Annotated in this window: 16 protein-coding genes and 1 pseudogene; 16 read left to right on the plus strand and 1 reads right to left on the minus strand. The window is 52.3% G+C overall.

Translation table 11 applies throughout. The features are described from left to right. The first annotated feature begins 461 nt into the window (after window positions 1-461). The 9 genes from atpI (at window position 462) to DPA2511_RS20550 (ending at window position 7,368) form a co-directional block, all read left to right on the plus strand. A complete protein-coding gene (atpI, locus tag DPA2511_RS20510; protein ID WP_015855631.1) occupies window positions 462-845 on the plus strand; it encodes a F0F1 ATP synthase subunit I in 384 nt (127 codons plus the stop codon). A 22-nt stretch (window positions 846-867) separates the two neighbouring features. Then, window positions 868-1,650, plus strand: a complete 783-nt coding sequence (atpB, locus tag DPA2511_RS20515; protein ID WP_015855632.1) for a F0F1 ATP synthase subunit A — start codon at window positions 868-870, stop codon at window positions 1,648-1,650. A gap of 48 nt (window positions 1,651-1,698) precedes the next feature. Further along, complete coding sequence (gene atpE, locus DPA2511_RS20520; protein WP_004093904.1) at window positions 1,699-1,938, plus strand: F0F1 ATP synthase subunit C; 240 nt, start codon at window positions 1,699-1,701, stop codon at window positions 1,936-1,938. Between the two features lie 66 nt (window positions 1,939-2,004). Then, window positions 2,005-2,475 (plus strand): F0F1 ATP synthase subunit B, encoded by a 471-nt coding sequence (gene atpF / locus DPA2511_RS20525; protein ID WP_015855633.1) that lies wholly within the window; start codon window positions 2,005-2,007, stop codon window positions 2,473-2,475. 14 nt (window positions 2,476-2,489) lie between these two features. Next, a complete protein-coding gene (atpH, locus tag DPA2511_RS20530; protein ID WP_015855634.1) occupies window positions 2,490-3,023 on the plus strand; it encodes a F0F1 ATP synthase subunit delta in 534 nt (177 codons plus the stop codon). A 12-nt stretch (window positions 3,024-3,035) separates the two neighbouring features. Then, a complete protein-coding gene (gene atpA, locus DPA2511_RS20535; protein WP_015855635.1) occupies window positions 3,036-4,577 on the plus strand; it encodes a F0F1 ATP synthase subunit alpha in 1,542 nt (513 codons plus the stop codon). A gap of 53 nt (window positions 4,578-4,630) precedes the next feature. After that, window positions 4,631-5,494, plus strand: coding sequence for a F0F1 ATP synthase subunit gamma (gene atpG / locus DPA2511_RS20540; RefSeq protein ID WP_015855636.1), 864 nt, complete (start codon window positions 4,631-4,633; stop codon window positions 5,492-5,494). 48 nt (window positions 5,495-5,542) lie between these two features. After that, window positions 5,543-6,925 (plus strand): F0F1 ATP synthase subunit beta, encoded by a 1,383-nt coding sequence (gene atpD / locus DPA2511_RS20545; RefSeq protein WP_015855637.1) that lies wholly within the window; start codon window positions 5,543-5,545, stop codon window positions 6,923-6,925. Between the two features lie 20 nt (window positions 6,926-6,945). Next, window positions 6,946-7,368, plus strand: a complete 423-nt coding sequence (locus tag DPA2511_RS20550) for a F0F1 ATP synthase subunit epsilon (RefSeq protein WP_015855638.1) — start codon at window positions 6,946-6,948, stop codon at window positions 7,366-7,368. A gap of 465 nt (window positions 7,369-7,833) precedes the next feature. On the opposite strand, the gene pelX is transcribed toward DPA2511_RS20550, so the two are convergent. Beyond that, window positions 7,834-10,038: a pectate disaccharide-lyase PelX gene (gene pelX / locus DPA2511_RS20555; RefSeq protein WP_015855639.1), complete on the minus strand. Its 2,205-nt coding sequence runs from the start codon at window positions 10,036-10,038 to the stop codon at window positions 7,834-7,836. 142 nt (window positions 10,039-10,180) lie between these two features. On the opposite strand from pelX, the gene DPA2511_RS20560 reads away from it, so the two are divergent. From DPA2511_RS20560 to pstB, 7 genes and pseudogenes are all read left to right on the plus strand, one after another. Beyond that, window positions 10,181-10,372 carry a hypothetical protein gene (locus DPA2511_RS20560; RefSeq protein ID WP_023638537.1) on the plus strand — a complete coding sequence of 64 codons (192 nt, stop codon included), beginning with the start codon at window positions 10,181-10,183 and terminating at the stop codon, window positions 10,370-10,372. A gap of 113 nt (window positions 10,373-10,485) precedes the next feature. Beyond that, window positions 10,486-11,850 (plus strand): annotated as a pseudogene (gene glmU, locus DPA2511_RS22260) (bifunctional UDP-N-acetylglucosamine diphosphorylase/glucosamine-1-phosphate N-acetyltransferase GlmU); the annotation flags it as partial. Window positions 11,851-12,109: 259 nt separating this feature from the next. Next, window positions 12,110-13,945, plus strand: coding sequence for a glutamine--fructose-6-phosphate transaminase (isomerizing) (gene glmS, locus DPA2511_RS20570; protein ID WP_015855641.1), 1,836 nt, complete (start codon window positions 12,110-12,112; stop codon window positions 13,943-13,945). 427 nt (window positions 13,946-14,372) lie between these two features. Further along, on the plus strand, window positions 14,373-15,413 hold the full coding sequence (gene pstS / locus DPA2511_RS20575) for a phosphate ABC transporter substrate-binding protein PstS (RefSeq protein WP_015855642.1): 1,041 nt from the start codon (window positions 14,373-14,375) through the stop codon (window positions 15,411-15,413). Between the two features lie 116 nt (window positions 15,414-15,529). After that, window positions 15,530-16,489 (plus strand): phosphate ABC transporter permease PstC, encoded by a 960-nt coding sequence (pstC, locus tag DPA2511_RS20580; RefSeq protein WP_015855643.1) that lies wholly within the window; start codon window positions 15,530-15,532, stop codon window positions 16,487-16,489. Further along, entirely contained in the window at window positions 16,489-17,376 is an 888-nt protein-coding gene (gene pstA, locus DPA2511_RS20585) for a phosphate ABC transporter permease PstA (protein ID WP_023638539.1), read from the plus strand. Before pstC ends, pstA begins: the two co-directional genes overlap by 1 nt. 52 nt (window positions 17,377-17,428) lie before the next feature. Beyond that, complete coding sequence (gene pstB / locus DPA2511_RS20590; RefSeq protein WP_015855645.1) at window positions 17,429-18,205, plus strand: phosphate ABC transporter ATP-binding protein PstB; 777 nt, start codon at window positions 17,429-17,431, stop codon at window positions 18,203-18,205. Window positions 18,206-18,212: the final 7 nt, after the last annotated feature.

Here is an 18,212-nt window from a genome sequence, read left to right on the forward strand (position 1 = left end):
AGGATTTCTTTCGCTGTTTTTTTTAGTGAAGATTGTTAAAAAAAATGGAAAAAAATTATCTTGCTTGTCAATAGATGGTTTTAATAGTGCATGTTGGCTGTTTTCTTAATGTTTGTTTTTAAAGTATTGAAATTAAAAAAGATAAATCCCTTTTTTTGCTAAAGACAATAAAAAATCAATTCATATATAAATGCATCATCTTTGTTTTATGTGAGAGGTATCACATATTACCGGTGATTGAATAGCGGCGTGTTCCGCGGTGTGTATTGAAGATAGTTAGTAAAAATAAGGCTTCGGAAACAGATTTAAATAATCATTCACCTTTTTGCTACTTATTGATTGAATTCGCTTGGCTGACCCGTATAATTTGCTCGTTTTTCGCTGCTTGACTCGTCACTTCAAAGGCAGTTTTATACGGTCATTCAGCATACCTCTGAACGGTGCTTTAGAGAGCAAATATCATGTCTGTATATATTTATAGTGGAAGGCTTGCTCGGTGGTCGTTGCTGGTGCAGATGGTCACGCTGCTCGTCATCAGCGCAGCGTTTGGGACTGTTAGCTCCAGAGCGGCGATGTCTGCGCTGGGAGGAGGATTGGCAGCCTGGTTGCCAAATATGGTGTTTATGATGTTTGCCTTGCGTCATCAGGCACATAACCCATCGGAAGGACGTATTGCCTGGTCATTTGTTATTGGGGAAGCGCTGAAAGTGCTGTTCACCATTGCGTTGCTGGTGGTGGCCTTGGGTGGTTTTCATGCCACGTTTTTCCCGCTTGGCCTGACGTATTTTTTTGTGTTGGTTATGCAAATTGCAGCGCCGGCCGTAATTAACCGTTACCGTAGTTAACAACAAAAGGGTAAGAGACATCATGTCTGCATCAGGAGAAACCATTACTCCACAGGAGTATATCGGCCATCACCTGACCCATTTACAGGTGGGATCGGGGTTCTGGTCGATTAATATCGACTCTATCTTTTTCTCTCTGGTTCTTGGCGGGCTCTTTCTGGTTATCTTCCGTAAAGTTGCCAAAAATGCTACCAGTGGTGTGCCCGGCAAGCTGCAAACCGCCGTCGAGCTGGTTGTCGGTTTTGTCGATGGCAGTGTCCGTGACATGTACCATGGTAAAAGCAAGCTGATAGCCCCGCTGGCCTTGACCACATTCGTCTGGGTTTTCCTGATGAACCTGATGGATTTGCTGCCTATCGACCTGCTGCCGTATATCGGCGAGCATGTTATGGGGCTGCCGGCGCTTCGCGTTGTGCCATCTGCCGACGTTAATATTACCTTGTCTATGGCATTGGGCGTCTTCATCCTGATCCTGTTTTACAGCATCAAGATGAAAGGTGTTGGCGGGTTTGTGAAAGAACTGACTCTGCAGCCGTTCAACCACCCGGTCTTTATTCCTATCAACCTCATTCTTGAAGGTGTCAGCCTGCTGTCCAAGCCGGTTTCTCTTGGTTTGCGACTGTTTGGCAATATGTATGCGGGCGAACTGATCTTTATTCTGATTGCCGGCTTGCTGCCGTGGTGGTCTCAGTGGATTCTGAATGTTCCATGGGCCATTTTCCACATCCTGATTATTACGCTTCAGGCGTTTATTTTCATGGTTCTGACAGTTGTCTATCTTTCGATAGCATCTGAAGAACATTGATTTTATCAACACTACAACGTTTTAACTGAAACAAAACTGGAGACTGTCATGGAAAACCTGAGTATGGATCTGCTGTACATGGCTGCCGCTGTAATGATGGGCCTGGCGGCAATCGGTGCTGCGATCGGTATCGGCATTTTGGGTGGTAAGTTCCTGGAAGGCGCTGCCCGCCAGCCTGACCTGATCCCTTTGCTGCGTACACAGTTCTTTATCGTTATGGGTCTGGTGGATGCTATCCCGATGATCGCGGTAGGTCTGGGGCTGTATGTGATGTTTGCGGTGGCCTAACAAGCGGAAGCTTGTTCAGGCATAAAAAACATCGACTTATTTAACTCATGAAAGAGGCATTGTGCTGTGAATCTTAACGCAACAATCCTCGGCCAGGCCATTGCGTTCGTCCTGTTTGTCTGGTTCTGCATGAAGTATGTATGGCCGCCGATTATGGCTGCCATTGAAAAGCGTCAGAAAGAAATTGCTGACGGTCTTGCTTCCGCAGAACGTGCCAAAAAAGATCTGAACTTAGCGCAGGCCAATGCGACCGACCAATTGAAAAAAGCCAAAGCCGACGCTCAGCATATTGTTGAGCAGGCGAACAAGCAGCGTGCTCAGATTCTGGAAGAAGCCAAAACTGAAGCTGAAGTTGAACGCAACAAAATCGTGGCGCAGGCTCAGGCTGAAATTGAAGCCGAACGCAAACGTGCCCGCGAAGAGTTGCGTAAGCAGGTTGCTATGTTGGCGATTGCCGGTGCCGAGAAAATCATTGAGCGCTCTGTGGATGAAGCTGCTAACAGCGACATCGTTGATAAACTGGTCGCTGAACTTTAAGGAGGGAGGGGCTGATGTCTGAATTTGTCACGGTAGCTCGCCCCTACGCCAAAGCAGCTTTTGACTTTGCCGTTGAACACCAGGCAGTTGAGCGCTGGCAACAAATGCTGGCATTTGTTGCCGAAGTCTCCCGTAACGAACATATCGCTGGTTTGCTTGCCGGGGCTATTGCGCCCCAAACGCTGGCGAAGACGTTTATTACGGTGTGTGGCGATCAACTGGATGAAGCGGGCCAGAACCTGATCCGGGTCATGGCTGAAAACGGACGTCTGCCGGTACTGCCTGAAGTACTGGAACAGTTTGTTCAACTGCGTGCGGAGCTGGAGTCGACGGTGGATGTCGAGGTGGTTTCTGCAGCTACGTTGAGCGAGCAGCAGTTATCGCGGATTACCGCGGCGATGGAACAACGTCTGTCACGTAAAGTGAAGCTGAATTGCAAAATTGATAAGTCTGTTGTCGCTGGTGTGGTTATCCGCGCTGGCGATCTGGTGATCGACGGCAGTATTCGCGGCCGTTTGGAACGCCTGGCAGACGTCTTGCAGTCTTAAGGGGACTGGAGCATGCAACTGAATTCCACCGAAATCAGTGAACTGATCAAGCAGCGGATTGCTCAGTTCAATGTTGTGAGTGAAGCTCACAACGAAGGTACTATCGTTTCCGTCAGCGACGGGATCATCCGTGTACACGGTCTTGCCGATGTTATGCAGGGGGAAATGATTTCTCTGCCGGGCAACCGTTATGCGATTGCACTGAACCTGGAGCGCGACTCCGTAGGTGCTGTGGTCATGGGTCCGTATGCGGATCTGGCCGAAGGTATGAAAGTAAAATGTACCGGCCGTATTCTGGAAGTTCCGGTCGGTCGTGGTCTGTTGGGCCGCGTAGTTAACACCCTGGGCGAGCCGATTGACGGAAAAGGCCCGATCGACAACGACGGTTTCTCTCCGGTTGAAGCGATTGCGCCGGGCGTTATCGAGCGTCAGTCCGTTGATCAGCCGGTGCAGACGGGTTACAAATCCGTCGACGCCATGATCCCAATCGGTCGAGGCCAGCGTGAGCTGATCATCGGCGACCGTCAGACCGGTAAAACCGCGCTGGCAATCGACGCTATCATCAACCAGCGCGACTCTGGCATCAAATGCGTGTATGTAGCTATCGGCCAGAAAGCTTCCACCATCTCTAACGTGGTACGCAAGCTGGAAGAACACGGTGCGCTGGCTAATACCATTGTCGTGGTGGCTACCGCGTCCGAATCTGCTGCGCTGCAATATCTGGCGCCGTATGCCGGTTGCGCGATGGGCGAATACTTCCGCGATCGCGGCGAAGACGCACTGATCATTTATGACGATCTGTCCAAGCAGGCGGTTGCTTATCGCCAGATTTCCCTGCTGCTGCGTCGTCCGCCTGGTCGTGAAGCGTATCCTGGCGACGTTTTCTACCTGCATTCCCGTCTGCTGGAACGTGCTGCGCGTGTCAACGCCGACTACGTCGAAGCTTTCACCAAGGGTGAAGTGAAAGGGAAAACCGGTTCTCTGACCGCACTGCCGATCATTGAAACTCAGGCTGGCGACGTTTCCGCGTTCGTTCCGACCAACGTAATTTCGATTACCGACGGTCAGATCTTCCTGGAATCCAACCTGTTCAACTCCGGTATTCGTCCGGCGGTTAACCCTGGTATCTCCGTATCCCGTGTGGGCGGCGCCGCCCAGACCAAGATCGTGAAGAAACTGTCCGGTGGTATTCGTACCGCGCTGGCGCAGTATCGTGAACTGGCGGCATTCTCCCAGTTTGCCTCCGATCTGGATGATGCGACCCGCAAACAGTTGAGCCACGGTCAGAAAGTGACCGAACTGCTGAAACAGAAGCAGTACGCTCCGTTGTCGGTTGCACAGCAATCACTGGTGTTGTTCGCGGCGGAACGTGGTTATCTGGAAGACGTTGAACTGGCGAAAGTCGGCAGCTTCGAGGCCGCATTGCAGGCATATGCCAGCCGTGAACACGGTGAGCTTCTGCAGAGTATCGACCAGACTGGCGCTTATAACGACGAGATCGAGGGTAAATTCAAAGCCATCCTCGATACCTTTAAGGCAACCCAGTCCTGGTAACGCCCTGTGGCCTGCCTTAACGGCAGGCCGCTAGGCATTGAGGAGAAGCTAAGATGGCCGGCGCAAAAGAGATACGTAGTAAGATCGGAAGCGTCCAGAACACGCAGAAGATCACCAAAGCGATGGAAATGGTCGCCGCTTCCAAAATGCGTAAATCGCAGGATCGTATGGCGGCCAGCCGTCCTTATGCGGAAACCATACGCAAAGTGATTGGTCACCTTGCGTTAGGGAATCTGGAATACAAACATCCATACCTGGAAGAGCGGGAAATCAAGCGCGTCGGGTATCTGGTGGTGTCTACCGACCGTGGTCTATGTGGTGGTTTGAACATTAACCTGTTCAAGAAACTGCTGGGCGACATGAAGGGATGGAGCGAAAAAGGCGTCGATGTTGATTTGGCGATGATCGGCTCCAAAGGCGTATCCTTCTTTGGTTCTGTAGGTGCAAACATTGTTGCTCAGGTTACTGGTATGGGTGATAACCCGTCGCTGTCCGAATTGATCGGTCCGGTAAAAGTCATGCTGCAGGCCTACGACGAAGGTCGTTTGGACAAGCTGTATGTCGTGAGCAACAAGTTCATCAATACCATGTCTCAGGTTCCACAAGTTGTTCAGTTGCTGCCGCTGCCAGCGGCGGAAGAAGGCGAACTGACGAAGAAATCCTGGGATTACCTGTATGAACCCGATCCTAAGTCGCTACTGGATACCCTGTTGCGCCGCTATGTGGAGTCTCAGGTTTATCAGGGCGCCGTAGAAAACCTGGCCAGTGAACAGGCCGCGCGAATGGTAGCGATGAAAGCCGCGACGGATAACGGCGGCAACCTGATCAAAGAGCTGCAGTTGGTTTACAACAAGGCGCGTCAGGCAAGCATCACTCAGGAACTCACCGAAATCGTATCGGGAGCCTCCGCGGTTTAAATTAGGTTTTACGAATTACGTATTGTCGAATTACGTAGAGGATTCAAGATGGCAACTGGAAAGATTATCCAGGTTATCGGCGCCGTGGTGGACGTCGAGTTCCCTCAGGATGCCGTACCGAATGTGTACGATGCCCTTGAGGTAGAAAACGGTGCTGAGAAACTGGTGCTGGAAGTCCAGCAGCAGCTGGGCGGCGGCGTTGTTCGTTGTATTGCAATGGGGTCTTCAGACGGTCTGCGTCGTGGTCTGAGCGTGGTTAACCTTGAGCACCCGATTGAAGTGCCGGTCGGCAAAGCGACGCTGGGACGTATCATGAACGTCCTGGGTGATCCGGTCGACATGAAAGGCCCGATCGGCGAAGAAGAACGTTGGTCGATTCATCGCGCTGCGCCGAGTTACGAAGATCTGTCTAACTCTCAGGAACTGCTGGAAACCGGGATCAAGGTTATCGACCTGATTTGTCCGTTCGCGAAAGGCGGTAAAGTGGGTCTGTTCGGTGGTGCCGGTGTAGGTAAAACCGTCAACATGATGGAGCTGATTCGTAACATCGCAATCGAGCACTCCGGTTATTCCGTATTCGCCGGTGTGGGTGAACGTACTCGTGAGGGTAACGACTTCTACCACGAAATGACCGATTCCAACGTTATCGATAAAGTATCGCTGGTGTATGGTCAGATGAACGAGCCGCCGGGCAACCGTCTGCGCGTAGCGCTGACTGGCCTGACCATGGCGGAAAAATTCCGTGATGAAGGCCGTGATGTTCTGCTGTTCGTCGACAACATCTACCGTTACACCCTGGCGGGTACCGAAGTGTCCGCACTGTTGGGTCGTATGCCGTCCGCAGTAGGTTATCAACCGACACTGGCCGAAGAAATGGGTGTGCTGCAGGAACGTATTACCTCCACCAAGACGGGTTCAATCACTTCTATTCAGGCCGTTTACGTGCCTGCGGATGACTTGACTGACCCGTCGCCGGCGACCACGTTTGCGCACTTGGACTCAACGGTAACGCTGAGTCGTCAGATCGCGTCTCTGGGTATCTACCCGGCCGTTGACCCGCTGGATTCTACCAGCCGTCAGTTGGATCCGCTGGTTGTGGGACAGGAACACTATGATGTAGCGCGTGGCGTGCAGTCTATTCTGCAGCGTTATCAGGAATTGAAGGACATCATCGCGATTCTGGGTATGGATGAGCTGTCTGAAGAAGACAAGCTGGTCGTATCCCGTGCGCGTAAGATCCAGCGCTTCCTGTCTCAGCCGTTCTTCGTAGCTGAAGTGTTCACCGGTTCTCCGGGTAAATACGTGACGCTGAAAGACACCATCCGTGGTTTCAAAGGCATTATGGACGGTGAATATGATCACCTGCCGGAACAGGCGTTCTACATGGTTGGTTCCATTGACGAAGTCGTGGAAAAAGCCAAGAAACTGTAACGCCTTGATAGGAGGGTGATATGGCTGCTATGACTTACCATCTGGATGTCGTCAGTGCGGAACAGGCGCTGTTTTCTGGTCTGGTACAGAAGATCCAGGTAACTGGTGTCGAAGGCGAACTGGGGATTTACCCTGGCCACGCCCCCCTGCTCACTGCCATTAAGCCTGGTATGGTGCGTATCGTTAAGCAGTACGGTGAAGAAGAATATATCTACTTGTCCGGCGGTGTCCTTGAGGTACAGCCGAATATGGTGACCGTATTGTCTGATACCGCCATTCGTGGGCAGGATCTTGATGAAGCGCGTGCGTTGGAGTCAAAACGCAAAGCGGAAGCGCATATTCACAACACGCATGGTGATGTGGATTATGCCCAGGCTTCGGCTGAACTGGCTAAAGCGATTGCCAAGCTGCGTGTCATTGAGCTGACCAAGAAAGCGATGTAACAGTATGGGTTGTCAAAAAAGCCAGCGGGGTTGCCCGGCTGGCTTTTTTATGTCGATGATCCGTCCTGAATAGCGTTGACACGTTCCTGGCTTAAATCCCGAGAACGTGATGATGACTGAGTTCAAACACACCCCACATGATTACCCTCTATCTTTTAAAATAGCCGTCGTTGAACAGGTCTGAGAAGGCAAGATGGCCGAGCCGTCCTTAATGTCAGAATAACGCGGCAGTCGGTCGACCAGGGCGTTTGGGGAACACCGTGAAAATGCCTTTTAGCGTGCGAAATGAGTCCATTTCTGGGGGAAGAAGATAAAACAATCCTCACTGCGCTGGCGCATGTACGTCTTTGTAGAGATAAATAATCGTACAAAAATAATCACGGCCCCCCAAAAAATAACCCCATGCTAAAACATGGGGTTATTCAATTAGGTGAGACACCTTTTTCTGGGCGTCGGTTTAGCGAATTACTTCTTCTTCAGAAAATCCCCCAACTGCAGGTTGCCTTTGGCATCGCGGCTAAACGTCTGCGGAACCTGAACTGATTTATAGGCCGCTACCGTGATTTCTTTGCCCTGACTGTTTACCGAATGACCGTTTTTGATGAAGTAGTTGCTGGCATCGATTCGTCCCACCACTGCATCATCATATTTACCGGGTTTGGTGCGCAGAGAAACGTTGTTTTTGAAAATCCCTTGTTTTTCCGGGCCGTAATACGGGCTGGGGCGGAAAATGAAGTTAAAGCGTTGGTTATCCAGTGCAATGTTGTTTGAAACTGCCAGCGCGCCAGGGTTGAAATTATCGGTAAAACCATCCAACTGGTTGCCGATAGCGATGCTGTTTTTCACCTGATGTGCGACCGGCTGGCCTTCGCCACCCATTTTGAAACCATTGCTGGTGTTGTTGAGCGCAATGGAGTTCTCGATCACTACAACCCCGTTCGGGCCGTCTTCAATTTTGTTGAACAGATCGAAACCATCGTCAATGTTGTCATGAGAGAAGGCGCCGCGGATAACGTTGCCTTCGCCGACTCGCATTTTAACGGCGAAACCATCCGCGTTGATTTTGCCCGGATCCTGATTGCTGTGTGATTCAGAGTTCAAGATCAGGTTATAGCTTGCCCACAGCGGCTTGCCTACAGCATCAGATGATGCAACCTGAATACCTGTATCGTCACAGTGGTGGGCGAGAACACGTTCAATACGGTTGTGACTCCCTTCGATGCGGAAGTTTTTCTCGGTAATCTCGATGCCTTTCACATTCCAGTAACTGGCATTGAGTTTTAAGCCATGAATAACGGCTTTTTTACCTGATACATAAAGATTTTTGTAACCTTTAGCGTGACCGCTGGCACTGACAGGGATTTCAGTTGCGCTGTAGTCGCCATCGGCCAGCCAGAGCGTTCCGCCAGCGGCCAGCGCATTGATTGCCGTAGATATATCCAGCGGAGACGCCTTGCTGCCTTTGTTGGTCGGCTTACCGTCCGGAGCGACATAAATGGTCTTTGCATCGGCCAGCGCGATCTTTTCTACGCTGAAAGCCGCTTCCCGAACGGTTTTATCTTCTCCTTCAGTGGGGGTATAGACCAGCTTGAAGTCCGATTTTTGTTGGGTCAGTTTTGTCGACAGCGAAAACAAGTCGCCGGCATTGATATTCTGGGCTTTACCCAGCGGTTTGCCGTCCTGGAACGCCTCCACCGTACCGCGATAGTTCACTCTGGCCTGAAGCTGGTAGGTATCGCTGGCGGACTGCGTCGATGAAGCGACCTGTAGCAGCGGCGTGTAAGTTTTGGCTGTGAATACCGGCGAAGATGCGGTTTGGGCCGGGCTGGTGGTCAGGCTGGCGTTGCTGACAGTGATTTTGGCATTACGGGACGCGAAAAATCCAACGTAGTAATAATCCTTGTCCTGACGAGTCACCAGATCTGCGCCTTTAACCGTTTTCGTTACCCATTGATCGCTGCCAGTAGGCGCATAGGCAGTCACGAACCCTTCGTTGGTGCGCTCCAGCTTCAGGCGGAAGGAAGGTGTCTGCTCCAGATTGATTTTTTCCTGATAACTATTTCGGAAAATCTGCGCACCCTGATTTCCCCAGGGTTGAGTTACGCCATTACGCACGATCGCCTGCAGTTTCACCTCTGTTTTGGACTTTTTGTCCTGCGTCATGATGGCGTTCATCACCATGTTTGATGCGGCAGGAAATTCTTCATAACCCTCTTGCAGCGGATTCTGGCGTGGGACGCCCAACACATCGCGAACCAGCAGACCAGCGCCTTCCTGCGCCGCCGGTTTAGCATTGTTTTCCGGCCCGAACTGATCAACGGTGACTTCTGATTGCAGAACGAAATTCACGTTGGCAGGCAGACGGGTATAAAAGAAGGTCAAGCCATCATGCGTGTTGGCGATTTTGCCGCCACGGCTTTCGATGGTGATAGGTGCCGACAAATCGGCTTTATCTTCAGGCGTCAGTTTCTTGCCGTTGATGGTGACATCGTTAACGCCTATTTTTTCCGGTAGAACATTGGAAGAAAAATTGACGTCGGTGGACTGGCCGAAAGTGATGCTATGCCAGACCGGTGCTGCGTTGTTGTCTGCAGCAAATGAAGGACTTGTACCCAGAAGCAGAAAAGAATGAAGGGCGATGGTAATCAACCCGGGAACCCGATATCTCATAGTTTCCTCGATCATTATTTGTTATTTGAGAACGTATTATTACAAAAAATGAAACATTGTTTCTTTTGCGTGGCTCACAAACCGAACGCTGTCCGAGATTCCTTAATGGTTTCTATATACCGAACGGATTTTATGAAACATCATGCAAAACAATGAGATTTACGTTAACGATCGGCGACGGCGGTCGATCGTTATCGATATTGCCGCCAGCGGCAATATCCGTCGATCAGATCTGAGCCCGTTCTTTTTCCAGGCTAACGAACTCAGGGAGAGAGATATCGCCGGACGCCCATTGTTTCAGGGGGGAATTGTCGACATTTTTCAGCCGAAATAACTTTTAGTTCGGTATGTTTCGTTGAAAAATATGTAGTAATCCGGTGTGATAACGGGTTTACTTTTGTTCGTCCATTTATATGGGACATTACTCTGTTTTTAGTCAGGATGCCTATGTCAAACAGCGCAATGAGCGTGGTGATTCTTGCCGCCGGCAAGGGTACACGCATGTATTCCGACCTTCCTAAAGTTATTCATCCACTTGCCGGTAAGCCCATGGTTCGACATGTGATTGATGCCGCCATGCAGGTGGGGGCGCAGCGCGTTCATTTGGTTTACGGCCACGGCGGCGATCAGCTGCGGGAGGCATTGGGCGATACCGGGGTTAACTGGGTTATACAGTCTGAGCAACTGGGTACGGGGCATGCAGTTCAGCAGGCGGCGGCCGGTTTTGCTGACGATGAGGACATCCTGATTCTGTACGGCGATGTGCCGTTGATCTCTCCGGCGACATTATTGCGTCTGGTTGACGCCAAACCGGAAGGGGGTATTGGCCTGCTGACGGTGGAATTGGATGATCCGGCAGGATATGGCCGTATCGTTCGGGAAAACGGTGAAATTGTCGGGATTGTTGAACATAAGGACGCCAGCGAGGAGCAGCGCCGGATCAAGGAAATCAATACCGGTATTCTGGTCGCCGGCGGTTGCGATTTGAAGCGCTGGTTGGGCCGGTTAAGCAATAACAATGTGCAGGGCGAATACTATCTCACCGATATCATTGCGATGGCTTATCAGGAAGGTCGTCGCGTGGCAGCAGTTCATCCGGCGCGTTTGAGCGAAGTAGAAGGCGTCAATAATCGGTTGCAACTGGCTGCGCTGGAGCGTGTCTTTCAGCATGAACAGGCAGAACGTCTACTGCTTGCCGGCGTAATGTTGCTTGATCCTTCTCGTTTCGATTTACGCGGCGAGTTGCAGCACGGTCGGGATGTGACTATCGACGCCAATGTCATACTGGAAGGTCGGGTAACGCTTGGCGATCGGGTGAAAATCGGTGCGGGTTGCGTGATTCGCGACAGCGTGATTGGCAGTGATTGCGAGATTAGCCCTTATACTGTGGTGGAACAGGCTGAGCTGGCGGCGCAATGCACTATCGGCCCGTTTGCCCGTTTGCGTCCAGGGGCTGAACTGGGCGAGGGCGCGCATGTCGGCAATTTTGTGGAAATGAAAAAAGCGCGTCTGGGCAAAGGTTCCAAAGCTGGACATTTGACCTACCTTGGCGATGCGGAAATTGGCGCCGGGGTGAACATTGGCGCAGGCACTATCACCTGTAACTATGATGGCGCCAATAAGCATAAAACCGTGATTGGCGATGATGTGTTTGTTGGCTCCGATACCCAACTGGTGGCGCCGGTGACGGTGGCCAACGGCGCCACTATTGGCGCAGGAACGACAGTGACCCGCAATGTCGGTGAAAATGAACTGGTCATCAGCCGCGTCAAACAAACACATTTCACGGGCTGGCAGCGCCCGGTGAAGAAAAATAGCGTGTTTGCCCGTTTATCCGCCATGGCTGTGGTGGCGGGTAAACGGAACGTGGCGGTTCTCAAATTTGATTGGTAGTGGCTTGAGCGACGATAGCCCGGTCAGGGCGTTTTTGTTCTGTATTCGGCGGACGAGTACAGAACAAAAATACAATATCCCCACTCTACCCGGCTCGGGGAACCCGGAATTAACCGGAACTATCAGGTCTAAAGACATCATAGTGACACAATATGTCACATCTACAGGAATACAACCGATGTGTGGAATTGTAGGCGCAGTTGCGCAACGAGATATTGCCGAGATCCTGCTGGAGGGGTTACGTCGCCTTGAGTACCGTGGCTATGACTCTGCTGGCCTGGCAGTCGTAAATAGTGAGGGGCGGGTGTCCCGTTTACGTCGTCTGGGGAAAGTTCAGGTGCTGGCCGAGGCGGTACAAGATCATCCGTTGTCAGGGGGAACTGGGATTGCTCATACCCGCTGGGCGACGCATGGCGAGCCGTCCGAGCAGAACGCTCACCCGCATGTATCCGAACATATCACCGTGGTGCATAACGGTATTATTGAGAACCACGAATCGCTGCGAGAGCTGTTGGTTTCCCGTGGTTATCATTTTGTTTCTGAAACAGATACCGAAGTAGTGGCCCATCTGGTGCATTGGGAACAGCAACAGAACGGGGGCTCTCTACGGGATGTCGTCCTGCGCGTGATCGCGCAGTTGCGTGGTGCATATGGCATGGTGCTGATGGACTGCCGTGATCCCAACGTATTGGTGGCGGCGCGCTCTGGCAGTCCGTTGGTGATTGGTCGCGGCGTTGGTGAAAACTTTATTGCCTCCGATCAACTGGCGCTGCTGCCGGTTACTCGTCGTTTTATCTTTCTGGAAGAGGGCGATATCGCCGAAGTTACTCGCCGCACGGTGAGTATCGTTAACCGTCAAGGGCAGGACGTCAAACGCGAAGAGATCGAATCGAACGTGCAGTATGACGCTGGCGACAAAGGCGCTTACCGTCACTACATGCAGAAAGAGATCTTTGAGCAGCCGATGGCTATCAAGAATACGCTGGAAGGGCGTTTCAGCCATGGTGAAATCAATCTGTCTGAGCTGGGGCCGCAGGCGGATGCCCTGCTGGCGAAAGTACAGCATATTCAAATTATTGCCTGTGGTACGTCTTACAATGCCGGTATGGTGTCGCGGTATTGGTTTGAGTCGCTGGCCGGTATTCCCTGTGATGTGGAAATCGCCTCGGAATTCCGTTACCGCAAACCGGCAGTGCGCGCCAACAGTTTGATGATCACCCTGTCTCAGTCCGGTGAAACTGCCGATACGCTGGCGGCGCTGCGTTTGTCGAAAGAACTGGGGTATCTGGGATCGCTGGCGATTTGCAACGTGGCGGGTTCATCCCTGGTGCGTGAGTCCGATCTGTCGTTGATGACCCGCGCAGGCGCTGAAATCGGTGTGGCGTCTACCAAGGCATTTACGACTCAGTTGACGGTGTTACTGTTGCTGGTGGCGCGTGTTGGCCGTCTGCGTGGAATGGATGCCGGCATCGAGCAGGATATCGTACATGCTTTGCAGGCCTTACCGGCGCGCATTGAACAGATGTTATCTCAGGACAAGCTGATTGAAGCGCTGGCGGAAGGTTTCTCCGACAAGCATCATGCGCTGTTCCTGGGGCGCGGCGACCAGTACCCGATCGCGATGGAAGGGGCGCTGAAGCTGAAGGAGATTTCCTATATCCATGCGGAAGCCTATGCGGCAGGCGAGTTGAAACATGGCCCGCTGGCGCTGATCGACGCCGATATGCCGGTGGTGGTGGTGGCGCCGAATAACGATCTGTTGGAAAAATTGAAATCCAACATCGAAGAAGTCCGCGCCCGGGGTGGGGAACTGTACGTGTTTGCCGATGAGGACGCCGGCTTCACCTCGGACAGCGAGCTGATGAAGATCATTCAGTTGCCGCATGTGGAAGACATGATTGCGCCGATCTTTTATACCGTACCGTTGCAGTTGCTGTCTTATCATGTGGCGTTGATCAAAGGGACGGACGTTGACCAACCCCGTAATCTGGCGAAATCGGTGACAGTGGAGTAACCGATTTTTGAAGGGTACTGCTGACTGTACCGTGTCAGGGTAAATGGCAGTGTTTATTCCTGATCGTTAACTCAAACCTCCTGTCATCATATGCATGCGCAGGAGGTTTTTTTATGGTTGTTCTCACTGGATAAGCGACAAAAATAAAAGCGGCGTTATCAATGGAAAGGCTATCATTCCTGGTGGTGGTTATTTTTATAACATTATGTTTTTATTTGTTTTAATGGTTTATCTCGCTACAGGTTTCACCTTCCATCACCGGGAGGTTTACGGCTCATTACACCGTCCTTTCTCTGTGTGTCATAAAACCGTCACACTTCATACATTTTAGTGTCACTAAATTGACCTATTTTCTCCACCAGCAAACTACACTCTGATTAAACAATAGCTCCGGGTCTACACGCCTACGTATCCCACAGGAGGGATTATGAAACTCATGCGTACCACTGTTGCCAGTATTGTTGCTGCAAGCCTTTCTCTGACTGCGGTTTCTGCTTTTGCTGCAGCAAACCTCACTGGCGCAGGTGCGACATTCCCCGCTCCGGTTTATGCCAAGTGGGCTGATTCCTACGAAAAAGAAACGGGTAATAAGGTTAACTATCAGGGCATCGGTTCTTCCGGCGGCGTAAAACAAATCACCGCCAAAACCGTTGACTTTGGTGCTTCCGATGCGCCGCTGGCTGATGACAAACTGGCTCAGGACGGCCTGTTCCAGTTTCCGACTGTGATTGGCGGTATCGTTCTGGCGGTCAACCTGCCGGGCGTGAAAGCGGGTGAACTGACGCTGGATGGCAAAACGCTGGGTGATATCTACCTGGGCAACATCAAGAAATGGAACGATGCGGCGATTGCCAAACTGAACCCGGGCGTAAAACTGCCGGATCAGGATATCGCTGTGGTGCGCCGTGCCGACGGTTCCGGTACTTCCTACGTATTCACCAGCTATCTGGCTAAGGTCAATGCCGAGTGGAAAGAGAAGATTGGCGCGGGCAACACCGTAAACTGGCCGACTGGTCTGGGCGGTAAAGGCAACGACGGCATCGCGGCTTTCGTTCAACGTCTGCCGGGCGCCATCGGTTATGTGGAATATGCCTACGCCAAACAGAACAATTTGACCTATACCAAACTGATCTCTGCCGATGGCAAAGCAGTGAGCCCGACCGGCGTCACGTTCAGCAATGCCGCCAAGGGCGTTGACTGGAGCAAATCCTTCGCTCAAGACCTGACCAACCAGAAAGGCGCGGATGTATGGCCGATCACCTCAACCACCTTCATCCTGCTGCAAAAAGAGCAGAGTAAGCCGGAGCAGGGCACGGAAGTGCTGAAATTCTTCGACTGGGCCTACAACAAGGGCGGCGATCAGGCGGTTGCGCTGGATTACGCGACACTGCCGAAAGAGGTGGTATCTCAGGTGCGCGCTGCATGGAAAACCCAAATCAAGGATAGCAGCGGTAAGCCTCTGTACTGATTCTGACGGACGCGACAGGGTTGTTAGGTAAGTCACAGGGGCGGATAAACCGAAAAGGGGTATCCGCCTCTGAAACGCTTGGGGGGGAAACCCCATATTGGAAAGAAGAGAGACGTATGGCTGAATACAAGCCAACCATTACTCCTCCGGGAAAACAGGGCGATATGATTTTTAGCGCGCTGGTCAGATTGGCGGCGTTATTGACGCTGCTGCTGCTGGGCGGAATTATCGTTTCCCTGATTTTTGCTTCCTGGCCGAGTATCAAAACCTTCGGGCTATCGTTCCTGTGGACCAAAGAGTGGGACGCCCCCGCCGGGCAGTTCGGCGCACTGGTGCCTATCTACGGTACGCTGGTGACATCGTTGATTGCGTTGATCATCGCCATTCCCATCAGTTTCGGCATCGCTCTGTTTCTGACTGAACTGGCGCCGGGCTGGCTGAAGCGCCCGTTGGGCGTGGCCATTGAGCTGCTGGCGGCAATTCCCAGCATCGTTTACGGCATGTGGGGGCTGTTCGTCTTCGCGCCGCTGTTCGCTAAATATTTTCAACAACCGGTTGGCAACGTACTTTCCAGCATCCCGCTGGTGGGATCGCTGTTTTCCGGCCCGGCCTTCGGCATCGGCATTCTGGCCGCTGGGGTCATTTTGGCCATCATGATCATTCCTTACATCGCTGCGGTGATGCGTGATGTGTTCGAGCAGACGCCGGTAATGATGAAAGAGTCGGCCTATGGCATCGGTTGCACCACCTGGGAAGTGATTTGGCACATCGTACTGCCGTTCACCAAAAACGGGGTGATTGGCGGCGTCATGTTGGGATTGGGGCGCGCGCTCGGTGAAACCATGGCGGTGACTTTTATCATCGGCAACACCTACCAACTGGACAGTATCTCGCTATACATGCCGGGTAATAGCATCACCTCGGCGCTGGCTAATGAATTCGCTGAGGCGGATACCGGTCTGCATACCGCCGCGTTGATGGAACTGGGGCTGATTCTGTTCGTGATCACCTTTATCGTGCTGGCGTGTTCGAAGTTAATGATCATGCGTCTGGCGAAAAATGAAGGAACGCGATGATGGCATCGATTGGCATTGAAAATAGCGCCGAAGTGGCGCAAACGCGCCGCAAAATGCAGGCCTGGCGGCGGCAGAAGAACCGTATCGCGCTGTGTATGTCCATGCTGACCATGGCCTTTGGGTTGTTCTGGCTTATCTGGATTCTGTTTTCCACCCTGACCAAAGGGGTGGACGGTATGACGCTGTCGTTGTTTACCGAAATGACACCACCGCCCAATACGGCGGGCGGCGGTCTGGCGAATGCCATCGTCGGCAGTGGGCTGCTGATCCTGTGGGCGACGCTGTTCGGTACGCCGCTGGGGATCCTGGCCGGCGTCTATCTGGCGGAGTATGGCCGCAAATCGCTGATTGCCGAAGTCATCCGCTTTATCAACGATATTCTGCTGTCGGCGCCGTCCATCGTGGTCGGGTTGTTCGTCTATACCCTGGTCGTGGCCAAAATGGAGCATTTCTCCGGTTGGGCCGGGGTGATTGCGCTGGCGTTGTTGCAGGTGCCGATCGTGATTCGTACCACGGAAAACATGCTCAAACTGGTACCGGACAGCCTGCGTGAAGCGGCTTATGCGCTGGGGACGCCGAAGTGGAAGATGATTTCCGCCATCACGCTGAAAGCGTCGGTGTCTGGGATTCTCACCGGGGTGTTGCTGGCGGTGGCGCGTATCGCCGGTGAAACGGCGCCGCTGCTGTTCACCTCGTTGTCGAACCAGTTCTGGAGCACGGATCTGATGTATCCGATCGCCAACCTGCCGGTCACTATCTTCAAGTTTGCTATGAGCCCGTTCAAGGAGTGGCAGGGGCTGGCCTGGGCAGGCGTATTGTTGATTACCCTGTGTGTGCTGCTGCTGAATATTCTGGCGCGCGTGCTGTTTGCCAATAAAAAATATTGATGATTTTTAACGTGTTGCCGAGCAGCACTCGCTAAAAAAGAGAGACGTCTTAATGAGTATGGCTACCGAGACATCCACCAGTAAAATCCAGGTGCGCGATCTGAATTTCTATTACGGAAAGTTTCACGCGCTGAAGAATATTTCGCTGGAGATTGCTAAAAATCAGGTGACGGCTTTTATCGGCCCTTCCGGTTGCGGCAAGTCCACGCTATTGCGCACCCTGAATAAAATGTACCAGCTCTACCCGGAGCAGCGCGCTGAGGGGGAAATACTGCTGGATGGCAGCAACATCCTCACCGACAAACAGGATATTGCCCTGTTGCGCGCCAAGGTCGGCATGGTGTTCCAGAAGCCGACGCCGTTTCCGATGTCGATTTACGATAACATCGCTTTCGGGGTTCGCCTGTTTGAAAAGCTGTCCCGTGCGGAAATGGACGAGCGCGTACAGTGGGCGCTGACGAAGGCCGCGTTGTGGCAGGAAACCAAGGATAAACTGCACCAGAGCGGCTACAGTTTGTCCGGCGGCCAGCAGCAGCGGTTGTGTATCGCCCGCGGTATCGCCATCCGCCCGGAAGTGTTGTTGCTGGATGAGCCTTGTTCGGCGCTGGATCCCATCTCAACGGGCCGCATCGAAGAGCTGATCTCCGAATTGAAGAAAGATTACACCGTGGTGATCGTGACGCATAACATGCAGCAGGCGGCGCGTTGTTCCGACCATACGGCGTTTATGTATCTGGGTGAGCTGATTGAGTTCAACAATACCGACACCCTGTTTACCACGCCACGGCAGAAACAGACCGAAGATTACATCACCGGTCGTTACGGTTGATTACGGG

Source organism: Musicola paradisiaca NCPPB 2511 (assembly GCF_000400505.1).
Taxonomy (GTDB): domain Bacteria; phylum Pseudomonadota; class Gammaproteobacteria; order Enterobacterales; family Enterobacteriaceae; genus Musicola; species Musicola paradisiaca.